The following is a 21124-nucleotide window of genomic DNA, read 5'->3' on the forward strand; positions in this document are numbered from 1 at the left end:
TCAGCGGAGCCTGAACACCAGAGCCTCCACCGCACTAAGATCTGAAATCTATAGCGATATTAACGCAGTCTGTCGAAACAACACAGAATCGCCAAGAGGGGTTATGGCGTCCTGTAAGGTTGCCCTTCAGAGATAGGGGCCGGGATCAATGATTTTACTTCCCGAGCGCAGTTGCACGAAGAGTGCCCCGCCGCCACCGCCCATGGTGCCGAGCGCAGCATGGCGGCTGATAGTCTGCCCCGTCGAGACGGAAAGCCCTCCCAATCCTGAGAGCACGAAACGGAAATGATGCCCGCAATCGAGAATGATCATGTTGCCGAATGACCGGAACGGGCCGGCAAAGTCGATCTGTCCTGCACAGGGCGCGCTGACCGAACTCCCGGCGCTTGCCTGATAGGTGATGCCACTGGCCGGGCCGCTCTCGGTGGTCTGGTGCCACGCAGTCAGCACACGACCGGATACGGGGCCATGTCCGCCACCCCGTGTCACGCCATTGCCCGAACTGCTCAGGGCGCGGGCCTGTGTGCTGAGCGCACGCGCCTTTGCCTGCTGGTTCTGCCTTTCCAGTTCTCTGGCCTCGGCTTCCATTCGTGCCTTGATGCTGGCCTGCGCCTTGTCGATGGCTGTCAGCGCATCCTCGAGCGTCGCGGCCTTTGCCGTTGCGGCGGCGATTTCATCATGAGCCTGACGGGCTCGTGCTTCGGCCTCGGCCTGCTGGTGGGTGGCGGTTTCCATCCGGCTGGCGTTGAGATCGCGTAGAGCGGCCAGTTTGCGTCTCGCATTTCCGAGCGCCGTGTTGCGGTCTGCAAGTTCGTGAGCTGTCTGATCGAGGAGTGTTTTCTGGCTGCGCAAATCCTCCGCCTGCCGGGTGGTCAGTCGTGTCAGCCCCGCAATCACGCTCAGGCCCTGAACCGCATCATCGGCCTGCCCCGAGAGGGCAACGACAGACGTGCCGGGATAGCGGGCAAGGCGCAGGGCGACAGGCAGAATGGTCTGGAGGGCGGCGCGGCGTCGGGCAAGCGCCAGGCGCTGCTCGTTCTGTCTTGCCGTGAGTGACGCGATATCGGCTGTCAGGGCGTCAATCTGCTTTTGCGTTGCGTCCAGTTCGTTCTCGGCCTGGTTGGTCAGGGCAGAGTAACGTCGGGCCTTCTGGGCCTGCAACGCCGCTTCCTGAGCGGCACGCGCCTGATCCTTGCGGCGGGTCTCGATAAGGGCCGCCTCATTGGCCTGACGGGCCATCAGGGCCTTCTTGTCTGCAATGGCCTTGTCGAGCGCCTTCTGGTTGGCGTTGCCCTGTTTCGTATGGGGTGTCGCCCCCGATGCTGGCGATAACGCGGCCAGCGCGAACCCAAAGCCCAGCGTTACACTGCCAAGGCGAAACGCCCTTGTGAAACATGTTGCGCCGAATGGCGCAGCTTCAGGCACGGCAGCGACATGACGGGTATTGGTAGAAAGAGACGCGTCATCTGGTGACGTATCACGCCATATGGGGTGCAGAGGCGCGAGGAGGGCGATGGTGCAGCGCCAGCAGGAGGAAATCGGAACGTACGGCGAATAAAGGGCGTCCTGAGGGGAGCTCCCGCTTTGCCTTGTTTTTTCGCGGGGTTTTTCTCCCCGACGTACTCTCAGACGGGCAGGTTGAGCCCGCCCGCCCGTGAAGCGCATTTTAACGAAGGCTGAACAGCCGGTCAGGAAGAGGCTCGCGACCGGCATGGTGGATTCAGCCGTTGATCAGGCACTTGCCGGTCATCTCGGCAGGCTTGGTCAGGTTCATCAGGGTGAGCAGCGTGGGAGCCAGATCAGCCAGACGTCCGTCATGGATGGCAGTGACGCCCTTCGCACCGTGAAGCAGCACCGGCACCCGGTTGAGGGTGTGGGCCGTATGAGCGCCACCGGTAACCGGGTCGCGCATGGTCTCGCAATTGCCGTGATCGGCTGTGACGATCAGCGCGCCGCCCATCTTGTCGATGGCATCGACAATACGGCCGAGCCCGGTATCCACGGTTTCGCACGCCTTGATGGCGGCTGCCAGCACGCCGGTATGGCCCACCATGTCGGGATTGGCGAAGTTCAGAACGATAAGGTCGAACTTGCCGCTTTCGATGGCAGCCACGGCCTTGTCGGTCAGCTCCGGGGCAGACATTTCCGGTTGCAGGTCATAGGTGGCCACTTTGGGGGAGGGGACCAGAATACGTTCTTCACCGGGCAGAACAGCCTCGCGGCCACCATTGAGGAAGTAGGTGACGTGCGGATATTTCTCGGTCTCGGCCATGCGCAGCTGTGTGCGTCCAGCCTGTGAAACGACATCGCCCAGCAGGTGCTCCATCGATTCCTTGGGGAACATGACGCTCATGAACGGTGCCAGAGCCGAGCTATAGGCGGTCATGCCGCATACAGCGGCAAATTTGATGGTTTTCGAGCGCGCAAAGCCATCGAAATCGGGGAAAACCATCGCATCGAGCAATTCGCGGATGCGGTCGGCACGGAAATTCGCGGACAGGATGCCATCGCCATCCTTCATACTGGCGTAGGACCCGATCACGGTCGGCTCGACGAACTCGTCTGTCACGCCCTGGGCCTGGCTGGCGGGCAGAACGCTCAGCGCGTCATCCGCGTGATTGCCGGTTGCGGAGACGATCGCATCATAGACGCGGCTGACGCGTTCCCAGCGATTGTCGCGATCCATGGCATAATAGCGCCCGCTGATCGTGGCGATGCTTGCGCCAGCCGGGAGGGCAGCAGCAAGAGTGCGGATGAAGCCGTCGCCGGAATCGGGTGCAGTGTCGCGCCCATCGGAGAACACATGCACGGCCACGGGAATACCGGCCTGCGCCACGATTTGGGCGAGCGCAATGACGTGGTCCATATGGGCATGGACGCCGCCCGTGGAAACCAGCCCCATCAGATGGCAGGTGCCTTTGCTGACCTTGAGCGCGTCGATCAAGGCACACAGGGCAGGGTTGCTGGCCAGCGACCCATCGCGCGCGGCGCGGCTGATGCGTGGCAGGTTCTGCATGACGACGCGACCAGCACCGATATTGAGGTGACCGACTTCCGAATTGCCCATCTGCCCTTCTGGCAGACCGACATCCTCGCCGCACGCCTTCAGATAGGCATGAGGGGAGCCTGCCCAGAGACGGTCGAAATTCGGCGTATTGGCCAGAGCTACGGCGTTGTCCTCGCGGGTGGCGCTATCGCCGAAACCGTCGAGGATGACGAGCATGACCGGGCGCGGCACGCTGGATGGGGATGCGGACATGAGTAGTCTCCTGCAATTTTGCGCCCATGATGCCGCATTTTGCGTGCTCTGCGAACTCTCCCCCGGCGGGTTCACGCCATTTTCTGGCTAAGAATGCTGTGAGTAGCGAATGGTGGCCACCCTGTCGGTATTCGCATGCTGATGCATCAGGGCAGGGTGGCTCGTCATGAGGCGCGTTCCGTCAGCGCCGGGGAACCAGAAAGACACCGGTTGTGGGGGATTGATGGCGCAGGATCACCGCTTCCCCGCTCGCGATGTCAATACGACGTATGTTGCCGCCCAGATCACTGACAAAAGCCGTTTTCTCCTGCGGATCGATGTCCAGTCCGATTCCTTCATCCAGCCCACGGAAGATGACCCTGTGATTGCACAGGCCATCGGCAGTCACCTCGGCCACGTTGAGACTGTTCCCGTCTGGGGGCGCGCCACGATCCGTCCAGTAGAGATGGTTCGAAGCCGGGCAGAAATGCAGGTCGATAGGTTCAGGCAGGTGATCGGTCAGAAGGGTCACATCGTCACGTGAAGCAGGATCGGCCCCTTCGGGCAGGGTGAGTGCCATGCGGAAGATACGGCCCTTGCCTCCCTTGGGTGGCCCCTTCTGGGTCCAGTAGAGGTGTTGGCGCTCAGGGTCGAGCGTAATGCCCACGCAGTGGCGTGTGATATCGCGTGTATCTCTGGGGTAGGTCCCGTTCTGAAGCAGAACCTGCAAATCGGCACCATCGAAACGGCTGCGCATGATGCGCATGCCCTCGCGATCGCACCAGTAGAGCCAACCTGCCTGCGGATCTGCCGCGAGCTGTTTGGGCGTGACGACAAGCCCGTGTCCGACCAGAACTTCATGAGCGCTGCCATCATGACGGGCGCGTTCTATGGTGCCATCGGCGACATTGTAATCGGCGCCCATATTGGTCCAGTAGATATGTGTCCGGTCGAGCCAGATACCATCAGGTGTGCCCCAGCGCGCATCGCACCGTGAGACGACAACACCCGTCTCCGTGAGAAGCGCCGTGATCTGGGGCGGATCGGTTTCCAGCGTGTAGAGCACGTCGTAGGCATCGAGCGGGTCAGCCCCGGTTTCCTCGGCGTTGCCCGTGAGAGAGTGCGGATTGTTGCGGCTCATGATGCCTGCTCCTTGCTGATGGCACCATTGAAACCCTGCATGCCGTGCCCGCCAAGACGCGTTTGCGCGATCACCGTTTGTGTCCCCCGCTTCTTAGCCAATGGACAGGGACAGATTTCTGTATCGTCGCCGAGACGCGCATGTGTGGGCCCGGAGGATGGTGAATGAGGATCCCGTTCCACGGCGGCATCAAGACATGCTGGCAAATGACCCGCGCATCCTCCAGCGCACCCGCCCTGCAGCCTTGAGCCGGGAGGGCGGTCATTGAAGCAACTGGCAGGATGGATGAAACACTCTGGAAGCGGCGCGTTGAGACGCCATATCCTGTGGGCCCGAGCGGGATTTCTCCCGCATGGCCGATGATTTGCGAAGGAAGCGTTCCCATGACCGACGACACCCGAGAGAGCGGCGCAATGCCCAGCTGTGGCCTGCCCCTGACCGCCGAGCAACATCGCGTCCTGCGTGAGCATGGCACCGAACGCCCGGGCTCAAGCCCGCTGAATGATGAGAAGCGTGAGGGTGTCTATTACTGTGCAGGCTGCGGCGAGGCGCTGTTCGACTCAGATACCAAATATGAGAGCGGCAGCGGGTGGCCGTCCTTTTTCAAACCGCGCGATGGCATGACTGAAACGACGGTCGACAAAACGCACGGCATGACGCGCATCGAGGTGCATTGCGCCAAGTGCAAGGGGCATCTTGGCCACGTGTTTCCAGACGGGCCAAAGCCGACGGGGCTGCGCTTTTGCATGAATGGTGTGGCGTTGCGCTTTGAACCAAGCTGACAGCGCAACGAATTCACGCTAAGGAACGCCTCATGACTGCCCTTCCTTCTTCCCTGGTCGTGCTTGACCACCCGCTCGTTCAACACAAGCTGACGCGCCTGCGTCAGGCGTCGACCTCGACTGCAGGCTTCAGGCGGCTGACGCGCGAGCTCAGCCTTCTGATGTGCTACGAGGCGACGCGCGACCTCAGCACCGAACCGGTCGAGATCGAGACGCCCTTGGAGCGCATGGAAGGCCGTCAGCTTTCCGGCAAGAAGCTTTGCTTCGTGTCCATCCTGCGCGCAGGCAATGGCATCCTCGACGGTATGCTTGACCTGATCCCGGCAGCCCGCGTTGGCCATGTCGGGCTTTATCGCGACCACGACACGCTCGAAGCCGTCGAATATTACATGAAGCTGCCCGAGGACGTGGCCGATCGTGAATGTATCGTGGTCGATCCGATGCTGGCGACGGGCCATAGCGCCGCAGCAGCCATCGATCGCATCAAGGCCAGCGGTGTGCGCAAGATCATCTTCGTCTGCCTTCTGGCTGCACCCGAGGGGGTGATCTGCCTGAATGAACGCCACCCCGATGTGCGTATCGTGACCTGCGCTGTCGATCGTGGGCTGGATGAAAAAGGGTATATCCGCCCGGGGCTCGGTGATGCAGGCGATCGTCTTTTCGGAACACGCTGAGCATGACGGGCGAAGATATCGATGAATGGCTCGATAGCTGGATCGAAGCCCACCACCAAAACTGGGGGGAGCCCTCGCAGGCCGTCGCGGCCTGTCTGGCCGATGCCGAAAAAAGCGGCATCAGCCCGCGTGATCTGAACGACGCGGCCGATGGTGATCTGGAGACCTATCTTCAGGAAGAAGCCGAAGCGATTGCCGAAGCATCAGATGAAGCGCCCGAAGGCTTTTGACAGCACCTTTGTGGTGAGTTCCTGAACCTGCCCGATCCGGGCAGGTTTTTTTTGTCTTCTGCCCCGCCGTACACAGGTAGAGCGAACTTGATGGTCCTCTCCCACCGGTGAAGAGCGGAGGGAGAGGGTAAGAGAAACTGGATGTTATTTCCCTGTGCTCTTTATCGGTGCGGGGCCACGGATCATTTGCACCATATCCTGCGGTCTGGCCCAACGATGGAAGGCGTCCTGAACCTGTGCGGGCTTCATGCCATAAACGGCCTGAGCGCGCTTATCGGGCTCGTCCAGCGACAGATCCAGACCGATCAGTGAGAGATACTGCCCGGCAATGCCCCCGAAGCTGGCCCGTTCCATCGGAATGGCCCGCAGGATCGAGGCCTTGGCGTTCAGCAACTCATCATCGGTCACGGGATGGGTCTGCATATCGCGGACGTTACGCAGGGCAGCATCGCGTGCCCTGAGGGTCTTGTCAGGATCGGAACCGTAGGTGATCACGAACGCGCCGCGATTGACCGACCAGCCGAAATCACTCCCGGTTGTATAGACCATACCGGTGCGCACACGCAGATCCTGCATGAGACGCGAGGAGAAGCCGGAGCCGAGAATCTCGTTGCCGACCTCAAGCGCGTAGCGGTCCGGGTTGTGGATGCCGCCGGGAACGGTCTGGGCGAGATAGACAGAATCCTGCACACGGCCCGGATCATCAATGACGGCCTGAGACGGCTTGTTCAGCGGGCGGTCGGGCAGTTCTACGGCGGGTTTGGGGCCGGTTGCCTTCCATCCTGCAAAGGCCTTCTCGACCGCATCGCGCGCCTTTTCGGGGGTGATGTCACCAATGACGAAGATACTCGTCAGATCGGGACGATAGGCCGCCTTGTAGAAACTTTGCACGTCAGCAAGCGTGATGGAGGACAGCGTCTGTGGGGTGGTTTCGCGCAATGACGGATCGTTTGCCGGTGCAAGGGCTCTGGTCAGGGCGCGCTGGAAGCGATAGCCGGGCGATTGAATCACCCCGGCCTGCGACGCTACCGCCTGCTGCTTGAGAATGGCAAAGGCCTGCGCCGGAAAAGCCGGATGAAGTTCCATCTCGGCAAGAAGCGACAGTGTCTTCTCGAAATTGGGTGTGAGCGTGCTGAGAGAGAAGGAGGTGCCCCCATCGGCATCGGAAGCCAGATCGTCCAGCGCCGCTGCCATGGCAAGGCGATCATGGGTCTTGCTGCCATAAAGGAACAGATCGCCCGTCAAACCGGCCACACCGTCCTTACCTTTGGGCTGTTGCAGGTCGTTGTTATGGCGGATGCTGCCATAGAGCACGATGGTATGGCTGACATGCTCGGGCTGGACCAGCAGGGTGATGCCGTTGCTGAGCGTGTATCGTGTAGGCTGGGCAAGCGGCTTAGGGGCTGGCAGATCGGCCAGTGCTGTCGCGGCCCAGTCGGGCAGGGCAATGTTCTTGCCCGGTGGCGGCAGGAGGGATTCGGGCCCCTTGTTGCTGCTGATATTCGGCGATCTCCCTCCCGACGGGGTCAGGATACCAGTTACGGCATGGTCGGGATCGAGGATGGTTGCCCCAAGCGCATTTACCATCTGGGGTGTTACGGCGTTATAGGCTTTCACCAGCTCGGCAGGGGATTCCAGGCCATTATAGGCAAGAGCGCTGGCCCAGCTCTGGGTCAGATCGGTGACGCTGTTGGCGTTGTATTCGAGCGCGGCGATTTCCTTGCGCTTGGCGGCCTCGACGAGTTCGGCAGGCACACCCTTGCTGCGCAGGGTTGAGAGGATCGCGCGTATCTCGCCCAGAAGGGCCTCGGGGTTCTGCCCCTTGGGGAAAGCGGCAAGCGCATTGCCGACCCCTGCCTGCTTGCGGGCATTATAGGAGAATTCGGTCGCCAGCGCCTTGCCCTGCGGCACAAGCGCAAAAAGCGCGCCGCGCTGGCTGCCAAGCACATCGGCCAGGATCTGGGCCGTCGCCGCATCGGGGCTGCCGGCACCGGGCATACGAAAGCCGATGCTCAATATGCCCGTGGCATAATCGCTATCGAGCGTGATGGTACGGGGCTTGACCGGGGCCGGGGTGATGACCGGACGTGCAGGCAGCTCGCCTGCTGGAATGGCACCGAACTGGGCTTTTACCTTCTCGAGCGTGGTTTTTGGATCGACATCCCCCACGATCAGCAGGATCGCGTTATTGGGCTGGTACCAGCTGTCATAGAAGCCGCGCAGCAGTTTGGCATCGGTCTTGTCGAAAGACTCGCGTGTGCCAAGGGCGTCATGCTCGTAGGGCGTGCCAGCAAACAGGGCGAGGTTTTGCTGAATGGTAAAGCGCTCGAACGGCATCGATACATCACGCGCGACTTCCTGCTCGATGGCACCGCGCTCATGCGACCAGTCAGCGTCGCTCAGCAGGACGTTGCGCATACGATCGGCTTCGATCTTGAGCAGCACATCCAGATAATGAGACGGGGCCTGGAAGTAATACTGAGTTGTATCCTCGGTGGTGAAGGCGTTGCTCACATTGCCGATACGGGCGCTGACCGTTGAAAGCTGGTCACGACTCAGCCCTTTTGATCCGTTGAACATCATGTGCTCAAGCGCATGAGCGGTACCGGGGAAGCCTGCCGGGGCAGAAGCGGAGCCCGCGAGATAGATCACCTGTGTCTGAACGACAGGGGCCAGACGGTCGGGCACGATGACAACCCGCAGCCCATTGGAGAGGGTCTCGCGCACTGCGCTGTCCATTGCCGTCGCGCCATGCGGGGTTGGTGTCCCCCCGGTGTGGCTCGCAGATGTCCCGCTCGGGGAGGTGCCGGTAGCAGCGCCCTGCTGGACCGTCGCTTCGGCAGCCTTCGAGGGTGCTGAAACCGGGACAAACAGCGTTGGTGCAACGAGCAGGCTGGACGCCAGTAGCGCCTTACGCAGTGGGGGCAGCACGGACATTCATAACTCCCTTGGGGTCTCGTTCAGTCAGGCGGGTCGACATGGAATGATACTATGTAACGGACGCAGCGTAACAGCTTGGCATGATCTGTCCATGCCGTGTGCCTGTGTGGTGCCGCCCAGTGATGGGCGTCTGGCGGGCTGCCCGGTCAGCGCGGCGGTTCCAGTGGCCAGTCCTGTCGAGCCAGTGCATGCGGCGTTATGATGTAGAGCAGGGCCACGACAACGATGGCGCCCAGGGGCAGCAACCCACGCCACCAGAAAGCACTCTCGATCATTAGAGCTGTGCAGGCCTGAAGCACGATGACAACGCCGCTGATCGTGAGAACCATATTGACGGCAGGCCGGTTAAGGCGGGCGGAGAGCAGGCCAAGACATGGCACGCATACGGTCCCAACCAGAAGAATACCCGCGGCAAGTCCCCATGTCAGGCAATGGAAGAGGGGAAGGTTTTTGCCATACCAGCTCACCAGCCCAAGCCACAGGCCGGACACGCCTCCGGCAAAGACGGCCGTCATGAGGTGAAGCTGAAGCAGCTTGCGGGTAAAGGCTGCCTTGTCGCCAAAGGGGCAAAGCGCAACGAGAAAGGGCCAGTCCGTGCGCTTCTGGAATTTCTGGCAAAGACCAAGGGCCACGAGGAGCGTGGCCTGTCGGGCATAGCCGGGCAGGCTGTGGCGGAACGCATCAATTGTCGGAAGATGGCCGTCCATGACTAAAAGCATAATGGCGCTCAGCGCGGCGAAAATCAGGGTGCCGCCAATCTGGACAAGGGCGACGATCACAGGTCGTGTTGTCAGGAACTGATCCTGCAGCGGAATATGCGGCAGAAAGCTTGGCCGCCACATGAGGCAGGAAATGACAGGTTGCAGCAGCCTTGGGAAATGATCTCTGCCGACTAAGACGGTTTCCGGCAGTGGGTCCAGGCGGTAATCGCGAAACCGGTATTCGTACAGGGCAATGCCCAGACCAGCCAGGAGCAACCCGAGCGCTACGGGCCAGGGGGCCGTAAAGACCAGAAGCTGGATTTTTGGGACCAGTAGCAGAATGAACCCGATACGCGAGACGATACGCCGCATGATGCGCGTGGCGCGCCGCATCGATTTGGGGCCTGTTTGATCCGCGCCCGACCACAGGGCCAGAGCCAATGCCTCAACGGAAAGCGTGTTGAGAAGAGGGGCCCCCATCAAAAGGGGCGGGGCGCAGAGAACGGTGAAGGCGATGGCGATAATCGCGTGGACTGCGCAGTATTCACCGTGTTGCAGGCGAGGCAGCATGAACGTGACGGGTGAGCGTATCTGACGCCAGTAATGGGTGTTGACGGAACTGAACGCACTCAGCAGCAAGACCCACCATGCGGACATGACAAGGTTGACTAGCATGGGCAGGCCATCGACATGCGGTGGTGCCAGACGGAGCCAAACCGCTATACCATAGCATATGACGGCATAAAGCAGTCCGAGCAGAACCATGGGATTTTCGCGCAGGAAAATCGGTGAGGCGTAGAGCCTCATGGCGCGCAAGGTATCCCTCATCGCGTCAGCGCCAGAAAGAAGGCTTCCAGATCGCCGGGTAGCATGGGCAGGCCAAGGGCCTCATGGGCGGGTGTCCAGCCTTCAACCCAGACACTTCCGTCAGGAAGATCGACAAGAACGCGAAGTCCGTGATGCGCGTCGGGCCATTGGGCGAGATGGCGGATATGGCTGTTGAATTGGCTGGCATCGACCGTACTGATGATCTGGCCCTTGTTGAGCGTCACAAAGCGATCGCAGATCCGCTCGAGATCGGAGATGATATGCGATGAGAGCAGCACTGTCGCGCCGCGCTGCTTCACGGTTTCTGCCAGCAGGGCGATGAAATCGTGACGGGCGAGAGGATCGAGGCTGGCAACGGGTTCATCCAGCACGATAAGATCGGGTGAAAAGCGCAAGGCCAGCACGATGGCCAGACGCTGTCTCTCGCCCCCTGAGAGAGCCGAGATACGCGATTTCGGATCAAGGCTGGCCCATTGCGACCAGCTTTTATCTTCGCGTGACCGGGTGGCGCTACCTGCGTCCTTTCGTTCTTGGCTGTCATGGAAGGCCGCGAGATAATCGAGCAGTTCCTGAACGCGAAACCAGGTGAGCCCGGTCATCGTCTGCGGAACAAAACCAATTCGCTCACGGAGTGATGAAGTAAGGGAATCCGCTGACTGGCTCCAGACCTTGATCGAACCGGAATCCGGTTGCAGCAAGCCAAGCAGGCAACCAATCAGGGTGGTCTTGCCTGCTCCGTTGGGGCCAAGCAGAGCTGTAATACTTCCCGGTTCCAGATTGAGAGAGACCTGATCCAGCACGCGCTTTGTGCCGTAGTTTTTGGAAAGGCTCTCTATCCCAACTGGAAACATGACTATCTGGCCACCCTGTATAGCGTCGATTGACTGCGATCATGTTCCATATTGTTCCGTTAGAAAACCGATAAACGGAGTCTGTCGGGCCGATTTATTGGAAATCATGCTTCCTGTGCACGGGCTGAACCTCTCGACTTTCGGGCAGAGGCTCATTTCTTGTGCGCTTATATCCAGGCGGGCCACGCCCTCAACTTGTTGTCTGGCTGATGATCTGTACCGGACGAATGAGCGCATTCTACTCAATTGCGATCACAACGCGCACCGGCGTGAGCCTCTGTCTGCGCGGGTCTGCTTTGCGGCCCGGGCTGTTCCAGGCTGCGACACGGGGCGCTTGTGGAGCGTGGAAGGGGGCTTTTCTTCTTTGGGGGGTAGCCCTCGCACGGTGAGGCGCAGAAAACAGATGCGTCCGCCGGAGCGGCGCGGTAAGTCAGCGTCATGTCCTTCGTCGAACGCGTCAATCAGGCCGATCTCTGGCTGCTCGATAAGATCTTCCAGCCTGTATCGGACAGGTTGCCTGAGCGGCTTTCTGCTGCCGAACTGGGGATGAGCCTCCAGCTTGGTGCGATCCTGTTCTTTCTGGCAGCCATTGCCATACTCATCTTCACGGGTGCCACATCTCTAAGCGGGTCGATGTTCAACATCCTCAACTGGGTGCTGTTCGTCTGCTTCTACATGGCGATCCAGCGTATGCGCCCGCTGGTGCGCGCCGGTCAGGCCAACCCGCTGCGCAGCTTCCTGCTGGGCATGAGGCCGCTCGGTATCGTCTGGCTTGGGGTATCCCTGTGGAATGGCGTGTCGGGCAGCGGCCTGATCATGCTGGTCGATCTGTTCATCAACATCACCAACCTGATTTTTGTAATCGGGCTCTATTTCGTCTCCTGCCAGCCACGCCCTCCGGTGCGCCGCACGAGCAAGAGCCGCGCCCATCTGACCCCCATCATGGGCGGTTTGCAGGATTAGGGGCAGGATTAAGCAAATTCGTGCCTGCACAGTGCGGTTGAGTCACTGACGCACCGCATTTGATGTACTGGATCCTGGGATTTGATCGCGATCAAGAGTGATGCTTGGACGCGTTGCGATCAGTATGCAGTCAGCGTCAACTGAGCGGATGAACTGTTCAGGTAAATCAAGACAACGAAATGTTGATCTCACTTGCTATGAAAATATGACTCAGTATAAGGTAGAGTTTCTCCATTAATAAGTCTGGAGATCCGAATAATGAAAATGGCTAAGCTAGACGGGAAGCCGATAAGCGCTGCGGATGCCATCGCTTATCGAGAGAGGACCGGGAAAAAGGGCTATATCTATGCCTGCCTGGAATGTGGAACGCCCGCGAGAATTCACAAGGATGCCGATCAGGAGGGTCATTTCGAGCACGAGATGCGAGTGGCAGAGTGTTCCCTCTCGCATGTGTGCCGCTGAAGGCTGAGGCCGGCGCTCCATAACATGCACAAATCTGGTGAGGCGCGTAGCAGCTATGCGTGCACTGGACCGAGACGCCCCGCAACGCGCGGCTCTCTTGCTTCCGATTACGCCGCGTGAAGAGCCTAGCGCAGGAAGACCGAGCGATCGACGCGGGGGACATCCACTATGGAATGGATGAACTGCGTGCTGGCGATCCCGATAAGGATGCCGACAGCGAAGCCACACCAGATCAAGGTACTGGAGAAAGGCTTGCGCGCATCGCGGGCCAGTAGTTTGGACTGGATTTCAGCGCGCGATTGCTGGGTTTGATACAGTTCTGACCGCACGGATTCGAGACGGGCACGTGAATTGCGTAACTCAAGGTCCATCTGACGCAGATTGTTGGTGAGCGTCACAATCTGCTGTCTGGCCGCCAGCACGTCAGGGCCGCTCTCCGACTTGGTGGTCCGTGGTCTGGGCTTGGCGCGTGGTGGCGGGTTGGGGGCAATGGCGACAAAGAGGTTCTTGAGGGCACCGCCTGTCGTGCCGCTCTTGCGCGCACGCGAGCGCAGCGCATTGAGCGCGGCGATGGACTGCCCTTCCTGTTCTTCAAGAACCAGAGCGAGGATATCCGAGAGAACCTTGAGTTCCTTAGGGTCGAACGAGCCGGACATCAGCCGATCATGCTCTCCAGATCATCATCGTCATCACCCGACGCTGTCGGCCGTGGGCTGGCTGCGCGGCGCAACCGGTCCATGATAGCGAGGCCAAGGCCCTGGCGGGGCACCGGCATGGCGGCGATGGTCTTGAGGCCACGCCTTTGCCCCTCGCCATCCAGAAAGCGCAACCCGGCAAAGAGGCGCGAAGCGGCCTCCTCAAGGTCGCTGCGCTCGCTGAGGTTGTAAACCAGTCCCGCGCCGCTCAGGGCCGGGCCAAAGGCCAGAAGCGCCTCGTGCTCATCCACGCTTTCGGCGCTCAGACGGACCGGAAGGCCGGGCGCGTAGTGCGAGGCAAGCATGCCGGGGGAGGAGGGAAGCTTGGTGGCGTAATCGTCCGGATTGCGGATCGTGCCGCATACGGCTTCAAGCTGTTCCAGCGTGATGCCGCCCGGACGCAGCAGGAAAGGCACCTCGCGAGAGAGGTCGATGACGGTGCTTTCAAGCCCGACCGAGCAGGGGCCGGAATCGAGAATGGCGTCGATGCGACCATGCATGTTGCGCAGCACATGAAAGGCATCGGAGGGGCTGACACGCCCCGACGGGTTGGCCGAGGGCGCTGCTACCGGCTGGCCAACAGCCTGAAGCAGCGCCAGAGCGGTCTTGCCGCGTGGAACGCGCACCGCGATGGTTGGCAGGCCGGCCGTCGCCAGATCGCAGATGGTTGAGCCGCTCTTGCGCGGCAGGATCATGGTGAGGGGGCCCGGCCAGAAGATCTCGGCCAGACGGCGGGCCATGTCATTGGCCTCGACATGCTCGAATGCGGCTTCCGCGCTGGCGAAATGACTGATGAGCGGGTTGAACCGCGGCCGGTTCTTGGCGGCAAAGATATGAGCAACGGCAGCGTTGGACGTGGCCAGCGCGCCCAGGCCGTAAACCGTCTCGGTCCCGAAAGCCACGAGCTTGCCCTCAAGCAAAAGTGTCGCGGCGCGCTGGATGGCGTCAGGATCGGCCTTGAGAATTTCTGTCATGCGTCCTGCCCTTCTGTGGCGTGGCGTCCGGTGCAGAGAAAGGGCGGATTGAACCAGCCCGGCTTGCCGTAGCGCAGGGGGGCGCCTTTTTCATCGAGCACATGGCCGCCTGCGGCTTCGACAATGGCCTGCGGGGCGGCCGTGTCCCATTCCATGGTCGGGCCAAGGCGGGGATAAAAATCGGCTTCACCCTCTGCGACACGCGCGAATTTGGCGGCCGAGCCGATATTGCCTAGCGTTCCGATTTTTCGCCCGGCAAGCCATTCCTTGAGGCGCGGGTCATCGGCGTAGTGACGCGAAGCCAGGATACGCAGCCCGTTCTCGGGCGGCACGACCGTAGCAATGGGGGTCGTCCCGTTGCTGTCACGACGCCAGGCACCCTGGCCCACGAGGCCGGTATAGAGTTGCCCGTAAGCGGGAAGGGCCATCGCGCCGAGAACAGCCCGGTTACGATAGATCAGCCCGATATTGACCGTGAAGTCGTCACGTCCTGCGGCGAATTCGCGCGTGCCATCAAGCGGGTCGACAAGCCAGTAGATTTCACCTGGCTCCGCAAAGGCACCACTGGCGATTTCCTCCTCGCCAATAGCCGGTATATCAGGGCGAGCGGCACGCAGCCCTGCCAGAATATGACGCTCAGCCGCCTGATCCGCTTCGGTTACCGGCGATTTATCCGCCTTGATGATCGTCTCGAAGCCCCGGTCGCGAATTTCGTTGATAAGTGTGGCGGCCTCATCGGCCAGGCGAGCGGCTAGGGCAAGCAGGGCTTCAGCATCAGGGGGAAGGGCTTCGGTCTGGGTCATGGATCCGGCTTACCCGAAGTTCAGGATATCGTCATGAGCAAAAAGAGGCACTGACGCGTTGTTTTGCACGTCGCTATTATCCGGCCTGGATTTTGCCTGACCATGTCCTTGGTGGCTCTGCGTCAGTCACGCGTGCGGGCGCCATAAAGGTGGAAGGCCAGAAGAAGCTTGGCGTCCTGCTGCGGAAGGGTCGGTATGGCAGCAAGGGGCAACACGCGAAGTCTGATATGCTCGTGCTCGCTCTCCAGCCCCGTTGCGCGATTGTCGAGACTGGCCAGCACCGACGGATCCAGATCGATTTCCAGCGCATACAGCGTGAGATGTTCGTCGCAACCACCGGGTGAAAGCGTGACGGTGCCGAGCGAGATCAGGTCTTGTTCCGCAAGCGCCAGTGAGATGCCCGTCTCCTCGGCAAATTCGCGCAGCGCGGTGCTCTGTACTGTGCCGTCATCGACCATTCCGGCGGGCAGGGAGAGGGACTCTGCGGTGGCTATCGGGAGGCGCGGCTCGCAGGTAAGCACGGTTCTTGGCGGGTGATCGGGATGACGCAGCACCACGAGGATCCCGACGGAGTTTCCGCGCAGGAAGGCATAGCGGGGTACGGAAACCCCCTCATGACGGGCCTGCGCCTCGGCGAAGACAAAGCCGATCCGGCTTCCGAACTTCACGGCATCACGGATCGTGAGAGAGGAAACCTCGAATTCGCATTCCACGCCTTCAATCCAGCGACGCACATGGGGTGCGTTGGCAATGGCGTCATGCCAGTCTTGTGGAATATGAGACGCAAAGGCCAGAACCATGCGGGGTTTTTCCTTGAGCCGGTTTATGGTTTTACTCACAACGAACCAGATGACCGGAACTGTCCATGATTTTTCTGCGCGCCCTGCTGGACGCCAATAGATGGCGGCCCCGTGATTCCCTGCCACCCGCGCCGCGGCCACTCACGCTTCATATCGTGGCAGGTGGTGGCTGCGATGGCTGTCGTATCGAGGCACAGGCCCTTCAGGGCGCGGCCTATGATCTGACCCGTCACGACATCCGTTTTGTCGAGACACCCCATGATGCCGAGCTTTTGTTTGTCACCGGCGTTGTGACGCGCGCCATGCTGCCCGGGCTTCAGGCCCGCTGGGAGGCCATGCCGGGGCCAAAGGGCATTGTGGCGATCGGTGATTGTGCGCTCGGTATGGGGCCGTTCGGGGTGAATTACGCCGTGCTGGGCGGTATCATGGAGGCGGGTCTGGCCGGTGTGCGGCAATGCGATGTGGCCCTGCGTGGCTGCCCACCCAGCCCGGCAGAAATCCTGCGCGCCCTGCTTTTGCTGACGACCGGACGGGTCGTGAATGCATGAGTAATATCGAGACCGAACTGGTGGCGGTGCTGCTTGCGGTGCAGGATGAGCAGCCTCTCGTGCTGACACTCGACCAGGGGCGCAACCTGCCTTCTGGGCCGCTTGAAACGGCGCATCGCTCCTTGCAGCGTGGCATGCGCCTTTGGGTCGAGCAGCAGACGCAATGTCACCTCGGCCATATCGAGCAGCTTTATACCTTTGCTGAGGCGTCGGGCGGTGAAGCAGGATCGGCGGATGCAGGGCAGGCCAGCGCAGACGCGCCGCGTCTCATACGCATTTCCTATATGGGGCTGACACGTCTGGAGGATGCACAGGAAGGCTGGCGCGGGCTGTACGAATATTTCCCGTGGGAGAATTTGCGGGGCAGCGGCGCGGAACTGATCGAGAGCGAAATCGGCCGGGCGCTGCAAAACTGGGCCGGGCGCGATCCGGCACGGCAATGGCGCTGCGCCGAGACGTTCGGGCTTGAAGGGCAGCCCTGGAATGACGAGCTGGTCCTGCACCGCTATGAACTGCTGTGGGAGGCCGATCTTCTGCCTGAATCGCGCAGGCCCGGCGCCTGGGTGGTACCTGGCCGTGCCATGCCGTCGGACCGTCGGCGCATCCTCGCGACTGCTCTGGCGCGTCTGCGGGCCAAGATACGCTATCGCCCCGTGGTGTTCGAACTCATGCCCGAGACCTTCACCCTCTGGCAGTTGCAGCGCACGGTCGAGGCCATTGCGGGAAGACCGCTGCACAAGCAGAATTTCAGGCGGCTGATCCTGGCCCAGGACCTCGTGGAAGAGACGGGCGAGGCGGAAAACCAGCCCCAGGGACGCCCCGCACGGCTCTATCGCTTCAGGCGCGAGGTGATCGGTGCGCGACAGCTCATGGGTTCCAAATTACCGATTGCCCGGTCAGTGTGATCTTGAATGGTTCCTGGCCGTGCTTTTTCGACAATCACGGCTTTGTGGCTTTGAAAACATCAGGGAGGCACCCAATGTATGGGTCTCAACAGTTTTGTCCCTATTATGCTCATATAGAGCATAACTAAGCGGAGAGGATCCGATGGATCAGATGACCCTCGTCAGAGATCGTGGCGATGCCCTGTACGAACCCGTTTCACGTCTGATGACGCGCGAGGACTGGGAGCGCAATTTCGAGGATGATATCCGGGCGATCCTGCGGCTGAAGCGCGAACGCAATGCGGTCATTCTTGCGCATAATTATCAGACCCCGGAAATCTTCCACTGCATCTCCGATATCCGCGGTGACAGTCTTGCGCTCGCCCGCGAGGCCCAGCGCTGTGAGGAGCAGGTGATCGTGATGGCCGGCGTTCACTTCATGGCTGAAACAGCCAAGCTGATGAATCCGGAGAAAACGGTGCTCATACCGGACTCGATGGCAGGTTGCTCGCTCGCGGAATCCATCACGGCTGAGAATGTCCGGGCTCTCAAGGCGGCTTATCCCGGTGTTCCGGTCGTGACCTATGTGAACAGTTCGGTTGCCGTCAAAGCGGAGACCGATATCTGCTGCACGTCCGGCAATGCCAAAAAAGTGGTTGAGAGCCTGGGTGTGCCGCGCGTCATCATGATTCCTGACGAGTTTCTGGCGAAGAACATCCAGAACGAGACCGGCATCGAGATGCTCACCTGGCCTGGCCATTGCGAGGTTCATGAGCGGTTCACGCCCCTCGAGATCAGGCAGTACCGGCGTATGCATCCCGGTGTCGTGGTGCTGGCCCATCCGGAGTGTCCGCCCGAAGTTGTAGCGGAAGCCGATTATGCAGGCTCGACGGCGGGGATGATGGAATTTGTGGCGGTCAAGCAGCCCGCCAAGGTGCTGCTGGTCACGGAATGTTCCATGAGCGACAACCTTGCCGCGCTCAACCCTGCGGTCGAGTTCGTTCGCCCGTGCAATCTCTGCCCACATATGAAACGCATCACGCTGCCCGCCATTCGTCGTGCGCTGGAGACCATGCAGGAGGAAGTGACCATTCCCGATGCGCTCTTCCCGCAGGCCAGGCGCGCGGTCGAGCGGATGCTTGCGGTCTGAGGGCCTGAGCCATGATGACACTCACCCGTTTCGCAGGCTGGCCCGTCATTGCGGGTGCGGGTCTTGCAGGGCTCTCGGCGGCCCTGCATCTCGATCGGCCCTGTGTGGTGCTCAGCCCGTCACCTCTGGGGACGGAAGCGGCCAGCATGCTGGCGCAGGGCGGCCTCGCAGCGGCTATCGGTCATGATGATGACGTGGCGCTTCATATGCGCGACACGCTCGATGCCGGTGACGGGCTGTGTGACCCCCGTGCGGTCGAGGCCATTATCGGGGCTGGTCCCTCAGCGATAGCGACACTGCTTGACTGGGGGGTGGCGTTCACCCGTACCGGCGGCAGCGATCTGGACCTGCATCTGGAGGCGGCCCATTCACGCGCGCGCATTGCGCATGTGAGTGGTGATGGCAGCGGTGCGGGAATTATGGAGGCGCTCATAGCGCGGGTAAAAGCCTCCCAGCGCATTGTGGTGCTCGATGGGGTGACACTGGACCACCTCCATGTGCTGGACGGACGTGTGCGCGGCGTGTGGCTCAACACGGGTCAGTTCATTCCAACCAATCACTGTATTTTGGCCTGTGGCGGGGCAGGGGCGCTCTATGTCGGTGCAACGAGCCCCGCCAGCAATACGGGGCGGGGTCTGGCAGCCGCCGCCCGGGCCGGGGCCCGGCTGGCCGATATGGAATTCGTTCAGTTTCATCCAACTGCCCTCGATGTCGAGACAGGGGGAGGACGTTCGCCTCTGATCAGCGAAGCTGTGCGGGGGGCGGGAGCGGTGCTCGTGGATCAAACCGGCAACCGCTTTACGGACGAGCTGCAGTCCCGTGATCGTGTATCACGCGCGATTGCGCGCCATCGGGCACTGGGGCATCGCGTGTTTCTCGATGCGCGCTACAATGGGCCTCATGCGCGAGGCAACCGGCAGGGTGCCGGGCAGGCGACAGGCTTGCGGCAGGTCTTTTCACGCCAGTTTCCGGGTATTGCGCGCATCTGTGCCCAGCACGGTATCGATCCCGATCGTGAGCCCATTCCGGTAAGGCCAGCGGTTCATTACCACATGGGCGGTGTGGCGACAGATCTGCATGGCCGGGCCAGCCTCGCGGGGCTGTGGGCATGCGGCGAGGTCGCCTGCACCGGGTTGCACGGCGCGAACAGACTGGCCAGCAACTCACTGCTTGAGGCGTTCGTGATGGGGCGGGCCGTGGCGTGGGATGTGAACAATGCCACGCGCGAGCGCCATTCCTGCCAGAATCCCACAGAGCCTGTGCGCTTTGGTGCGGCGAGTTTTGGGCCGCGCATGGACAAGGGGGCAGGGATCCTGCGGGATCATGACGGGCTGGAGGGTCTGTCGGCCTTTCTTGCCCCGCTTGCCGCGCGCGATGACCATGCTCTGGTTGGTGCTGCCATCGCCAAAGCTGCCCTGCGCCGCAAGGAGAGCCGTGGAAGCCACTGGCGTCTCGATGGAGACGAAGCGCCTCAGACCGGGCGTTTCCAGTTTACCCTTGCCGAAATCGGCCTTGGACAGGGCGATATCGCCGCGTCGGGTTCAGCCCCCATGATCCATGCGCAGAGGAGCTACGTGCACGCATGACAATTTTCATTCCTCCCTTGCCCGATCTGTTGTGGGAACCTGTCATACGGGCCGGTCTGGCCGAGGATTTTGGCACCGGGGGTGACGCCACGTCACAGGCCATTGTCCGGCCCGGCCAACGCCTGCGCGCGGTGTTCCGTGCCCGTCATGAGGGCGTTGTGGCTGGAATGGCGGGTGTCAGGCTGGCATTTTCCCTGCTTGACCCGAATGCGAATTTCACAGCGCTCAAGGAGGATGGATGCCGCATTCTGCCGCGTGACATTCTTGCCGAGATCGAGGGGCCTGCGGAGATCGTTCTGGGGGGAGAACGCACAGCGCTCAATCTGCTCTCCCATCTGAGCGGCATCGCAACCGCAACGCGTCAGGTTGTGGACGCCATACACGGTACGAAAGCCCGTGTATGCTGCACGCGCAAGACCTTGCCGGGGCTGAGAGCCATTCAGAAATATGCCGTCAAGGCGGGAGGCGGGAGCAATCACCGCTATCGTCTCGATGATGCGATCCTGATCAAGGATAATCATATTGCCTTGTGCGGAGGGGTGGCTTCGGCGCTCAAATCGGCAAGGCAGCGCGCAGGGCATCTGATGGCGATCGCGCTTGAGGTGGATACGCTCGATCAGCTTGAAACGGCCCTCTCGACGGGCGGGGCAAATGTCTATCTGCTCGACAATATGGGTCCCGACATGCTTCGGCGCGCCGTGGAGATGGTGAAGGGCCGCGCCCTGACAGAAGCCTCCGGTGGCATCACGCCTGATACCGCGCCAGCCATCGCGGCTTCAGGGGTGGATGTGCTCTCCCTCGGCTGGTTGACCCACAGCGTCAAGGCTCTGGATATCGGGCTTGATATCGATCTGTAACGATCTCGCCTTCTCCT

At 61.1% G+C, this 21124-nt stretch carries 19 protein-coding genes; 9 read left to right on the forward strand and 10 right to left on the reverse strand.

What is annotated here, in order from left to right:
* Positions 1–126: 126 nt before the first annotated feature.
* The 3 genes from P5689_RS11665 to P5689_RS11675 form a co-directional block, all read right to left on the reverse strand.
* A complete protein-coding gene (locus P5689_RS11665) occupies positions 127–1425 on the reverse strand; it encodes a peptidoglycan DD-metalloendopeptidase family protein (protein WP_285533276.1) in 1299 nt (432 codons plus the stop codon).
* A 295-nt stretch (positions 1426–1720) separates the two neighbouring features.
* On the reverse strand, positions 1721–3259 hold the full coding sequence (gene gpmI / locus P5689_RS11670; protein ID WP_285533277.1) for a 2,3-bisphosphoglycerate-independent phosphoglycerate mutase: 1539 nt from the start codon (positions 3257–3259) through the stop codon (positions 1721–1723).
* 181 nt (positions 3260–3440) lie between these two features.
* A complete protein-coding gene (locus P5689_RS11675; RefSeq protein WP_285533278.1) occupies positions 3441–4379 on the reverse strand; it encodes a hypothetical protein in 939 nt (312 codons plus the stop codon).
* 383 nt (positions 4380–4762) lie between these two features.
* On the opposite strand from P5689_RS11675, the gene msrB reads away from it, so the two are divergent.
* From msrB to P5689_RS11690, 3 genes are read left to right on the forward strand one after another with little or no spacing between them, the layout of a single operon-like run.
* Entirely contained in the window at positions 4763–5161 is a 399-nt protein-coding gene (gene msrB / locus P5689_RS11680; RefSeq protein WP_023978954.1) for a peptide-methionine (R)-S-oxide reductase MsrB, read from the forward strand.
* A 32-nt stretch (positions 5162–5193) separates the two neighbouring features.
* Positions 5194–5835 (forward strand): uracil phosphoribosyltransferase, encoded by a 642-nt coding sequence (gene upp, locus P5689_RS11685; protein ID WP_023978953.1) that lies wholly within the window; start codon positions 5194–5196, stop codon positions 5833–5835.
* 2 nt (positions 5836–5837) lie between these two features.
* Positions 5838–6065 carry a hypothetical protein gene (locus tag P5689_RS11690; protein ID WP_023978952.1) on the forward strand — a complete coding sequence of 76 codons (228 nt, stop codon included), beginning with the start codon at positions 5838–5840 and terminating at the stop codon, positions 6063–6065.
* Positions 6066–6209: 144 nt separating this feature from the next.
* Here the strand turns inward: P5689_RS11690 and P5689_RS11695 are convergent, their stop codons facing one another.
* From P5689_RS11695 to P5689_RS11705, 3 genes are all read right to left on the reverse strand, one after another.
* Positions 6210–9002, reverse strand: coding sequence for a pitrilysin family protein (locus P5689_RS11695; RefSeq protein WP_285533279.1), 2793 nt, complete (start codon positions 9000–9002; stop codon positions 6210–6212).
* Between the two features lie 149 nt (positions 9003–9151).
* Positions 9152–10534: a hypothetical protein gene (locus P5689_RS11700; RefSeq protein ID WP_285533280.1), complete on the reverse strand. Its 1383-nt coding sequence runs from the start codon at positions 10532–10534 to the stop codon at positions 9152–9154.
* Entirely contained in the window at positions 10531–11385 is an 855-nt protein-coding gene (locus tag P5689_RS11705) for an ABC transporter ATP-binding protein (protein WP_023978949.1), read from the reverse strand. Before P5689_RS11705 ends, P5689_RS11700 begins: the two co-directional genes overlap by 4 nt.
* 438 nt (positions 11386–11823) lie before the next feature.
* Between P5689_RS11705 and P5689_RS11710 the strand changes: the two genes are divergently transcribed.
* On the forward strand, positions 11824–12348 hold the full coding sequence (locus P5689_RS11710; RefSeq protein WP_023978948.1) for a hypothetical protein: 525 nt from the start codon (positions 11824–11826) through the stop codon (positions 12346–12348).
* Between the two features lie 587 nt (positions 12349–12935).
* On the opposite strand, the gene P5689_RS11715 is transcribed toward P5689_RS11710, so the two are convergent.
* The 4 genes from P5689_RS11715 to P5689_RS11730 form a co-directional block, all read right to left on the reverse strand.
* Positions 12936–13466, reverse strand: coding sequence for a hypothetical protein (locus tag P5689_RS11715; protein ID WP_285533281.1), 531 nt, complete (start codon positions 13464–13466; stop codon positions 12936–12938).
* On the reverse strand, positions 13466–14479 hold the full coding sequence (locus P5689_RS11720) for an L-threonylcarbamoyladenylate synthase (protein WP_122038827.1): 1014 nt from the start codon (positions 14477–14479) through the stop codon (positions 13466–13468). The genes P5689_RS11715 and P5689_RS11720 overlap by 1 nt, the downstream gene beginning before the upstream one ends.
* Entirely contained in the window at positions 14476–15282 is an 807-nt protein-coding gene (locus P5689_RS11725; RefSeq protein WP_285533284.1) for a 3'(2'),5'-bisphosphate nucleotidase CysQ, read from the reverse strand. Before P5689_RS11725 ends, P5689_RS11720 begins: the two co-directional genes overlap by 4 nt.
* A gap of 122 nt (positions 15283–15404) precedes the next feature.
* Complete coding sequence (locus P5689_RS11730; RefSeq protein WP_023978943.1) at positions 15405–16082, reverse strand: NUDIX domain-containing protein; 678 nt, start codon at positions 16080–16082, stop codon at positions 15405–15407.
* Positions 16083–16147: 65 nt separating this feature from the next.
* Between P5689_RS11730 and P5689_RS11735 the strand changes: the two genes are divergently transcribed.
* From P5689_RS11735 to nadC, 5 genes are all read left to right on the forward strand, one after another.
* Positions 16148–16630, forward strand: a complete 483-nt coding sequence (locus P5689_RS11735; protein ID WP_023978942.1) for an NADH-quinone oxidoreductase subunit B family protein — start codon at positions 16148–16150, stop codon at positions 16628–16630.
* Entirely contained in the window at positions 16627–17535 is a 909-nt protein-coding gene (locus P5689_RS11740) for an NrtR DNA-binding winged helix domain-containing protein (protein ID WP_031240959.1), read from the forward strand. Before P5689_RS11735 ends, P5689_RS11740 begins: the two co-directional genes overlap by 4 nt.
* A gap of 151 nt (positions 17536–17686) precedes the next feature.
* Positions 17687–18664, forward strand: coding sequence for a quinolinate synthase NadA (gene nadA, locus P5689_RS11745; RefSeq protein WP_369794239.1), 978 nt, complete (start codon positions 17687–17689; stop codon positions 18662–18664).
* An 11-nt stretch (positions 18665–18675) separates the two neighbouring features.
* The gene (locus P5689_RS11750) at positions 18676–20250 is read left to right on the forward strand and encodes an L-aspartate oxidase (protein WP_285533285.1); all 1575 of its coding nucleotides are present in this window, start codon (positions 18676–18678) and stop codon (positions 20248–20250) included.
* On the forward strand, positions 20247–21107 hold the full coding sequence (gene nadC, locus P5689_RS11755) for a carboxylating nicotinate-nucleotide diphosphorylase (RefSeq protein ID WP_062164149.1): 861 nt from the start codon (positions 20247–20249) through the stop codon (positions 21105–21107). The genes P5689_RS11750 and nadC overlap by 4 nt, the downstream gene beginning before the upstream one ends.
* Positions 21108–21124: the final 17 nt, after the last annotated feature.

It is taken from the genome of Asaia sp. HumB (genome assembly GCF_030263835.1).
Lineage (GTDB): Bacteria > Pseudomonadota > Alphaproteobacteria > Acetobacterales > Acetobacteraceae > Asaia > Asaia bogorensis.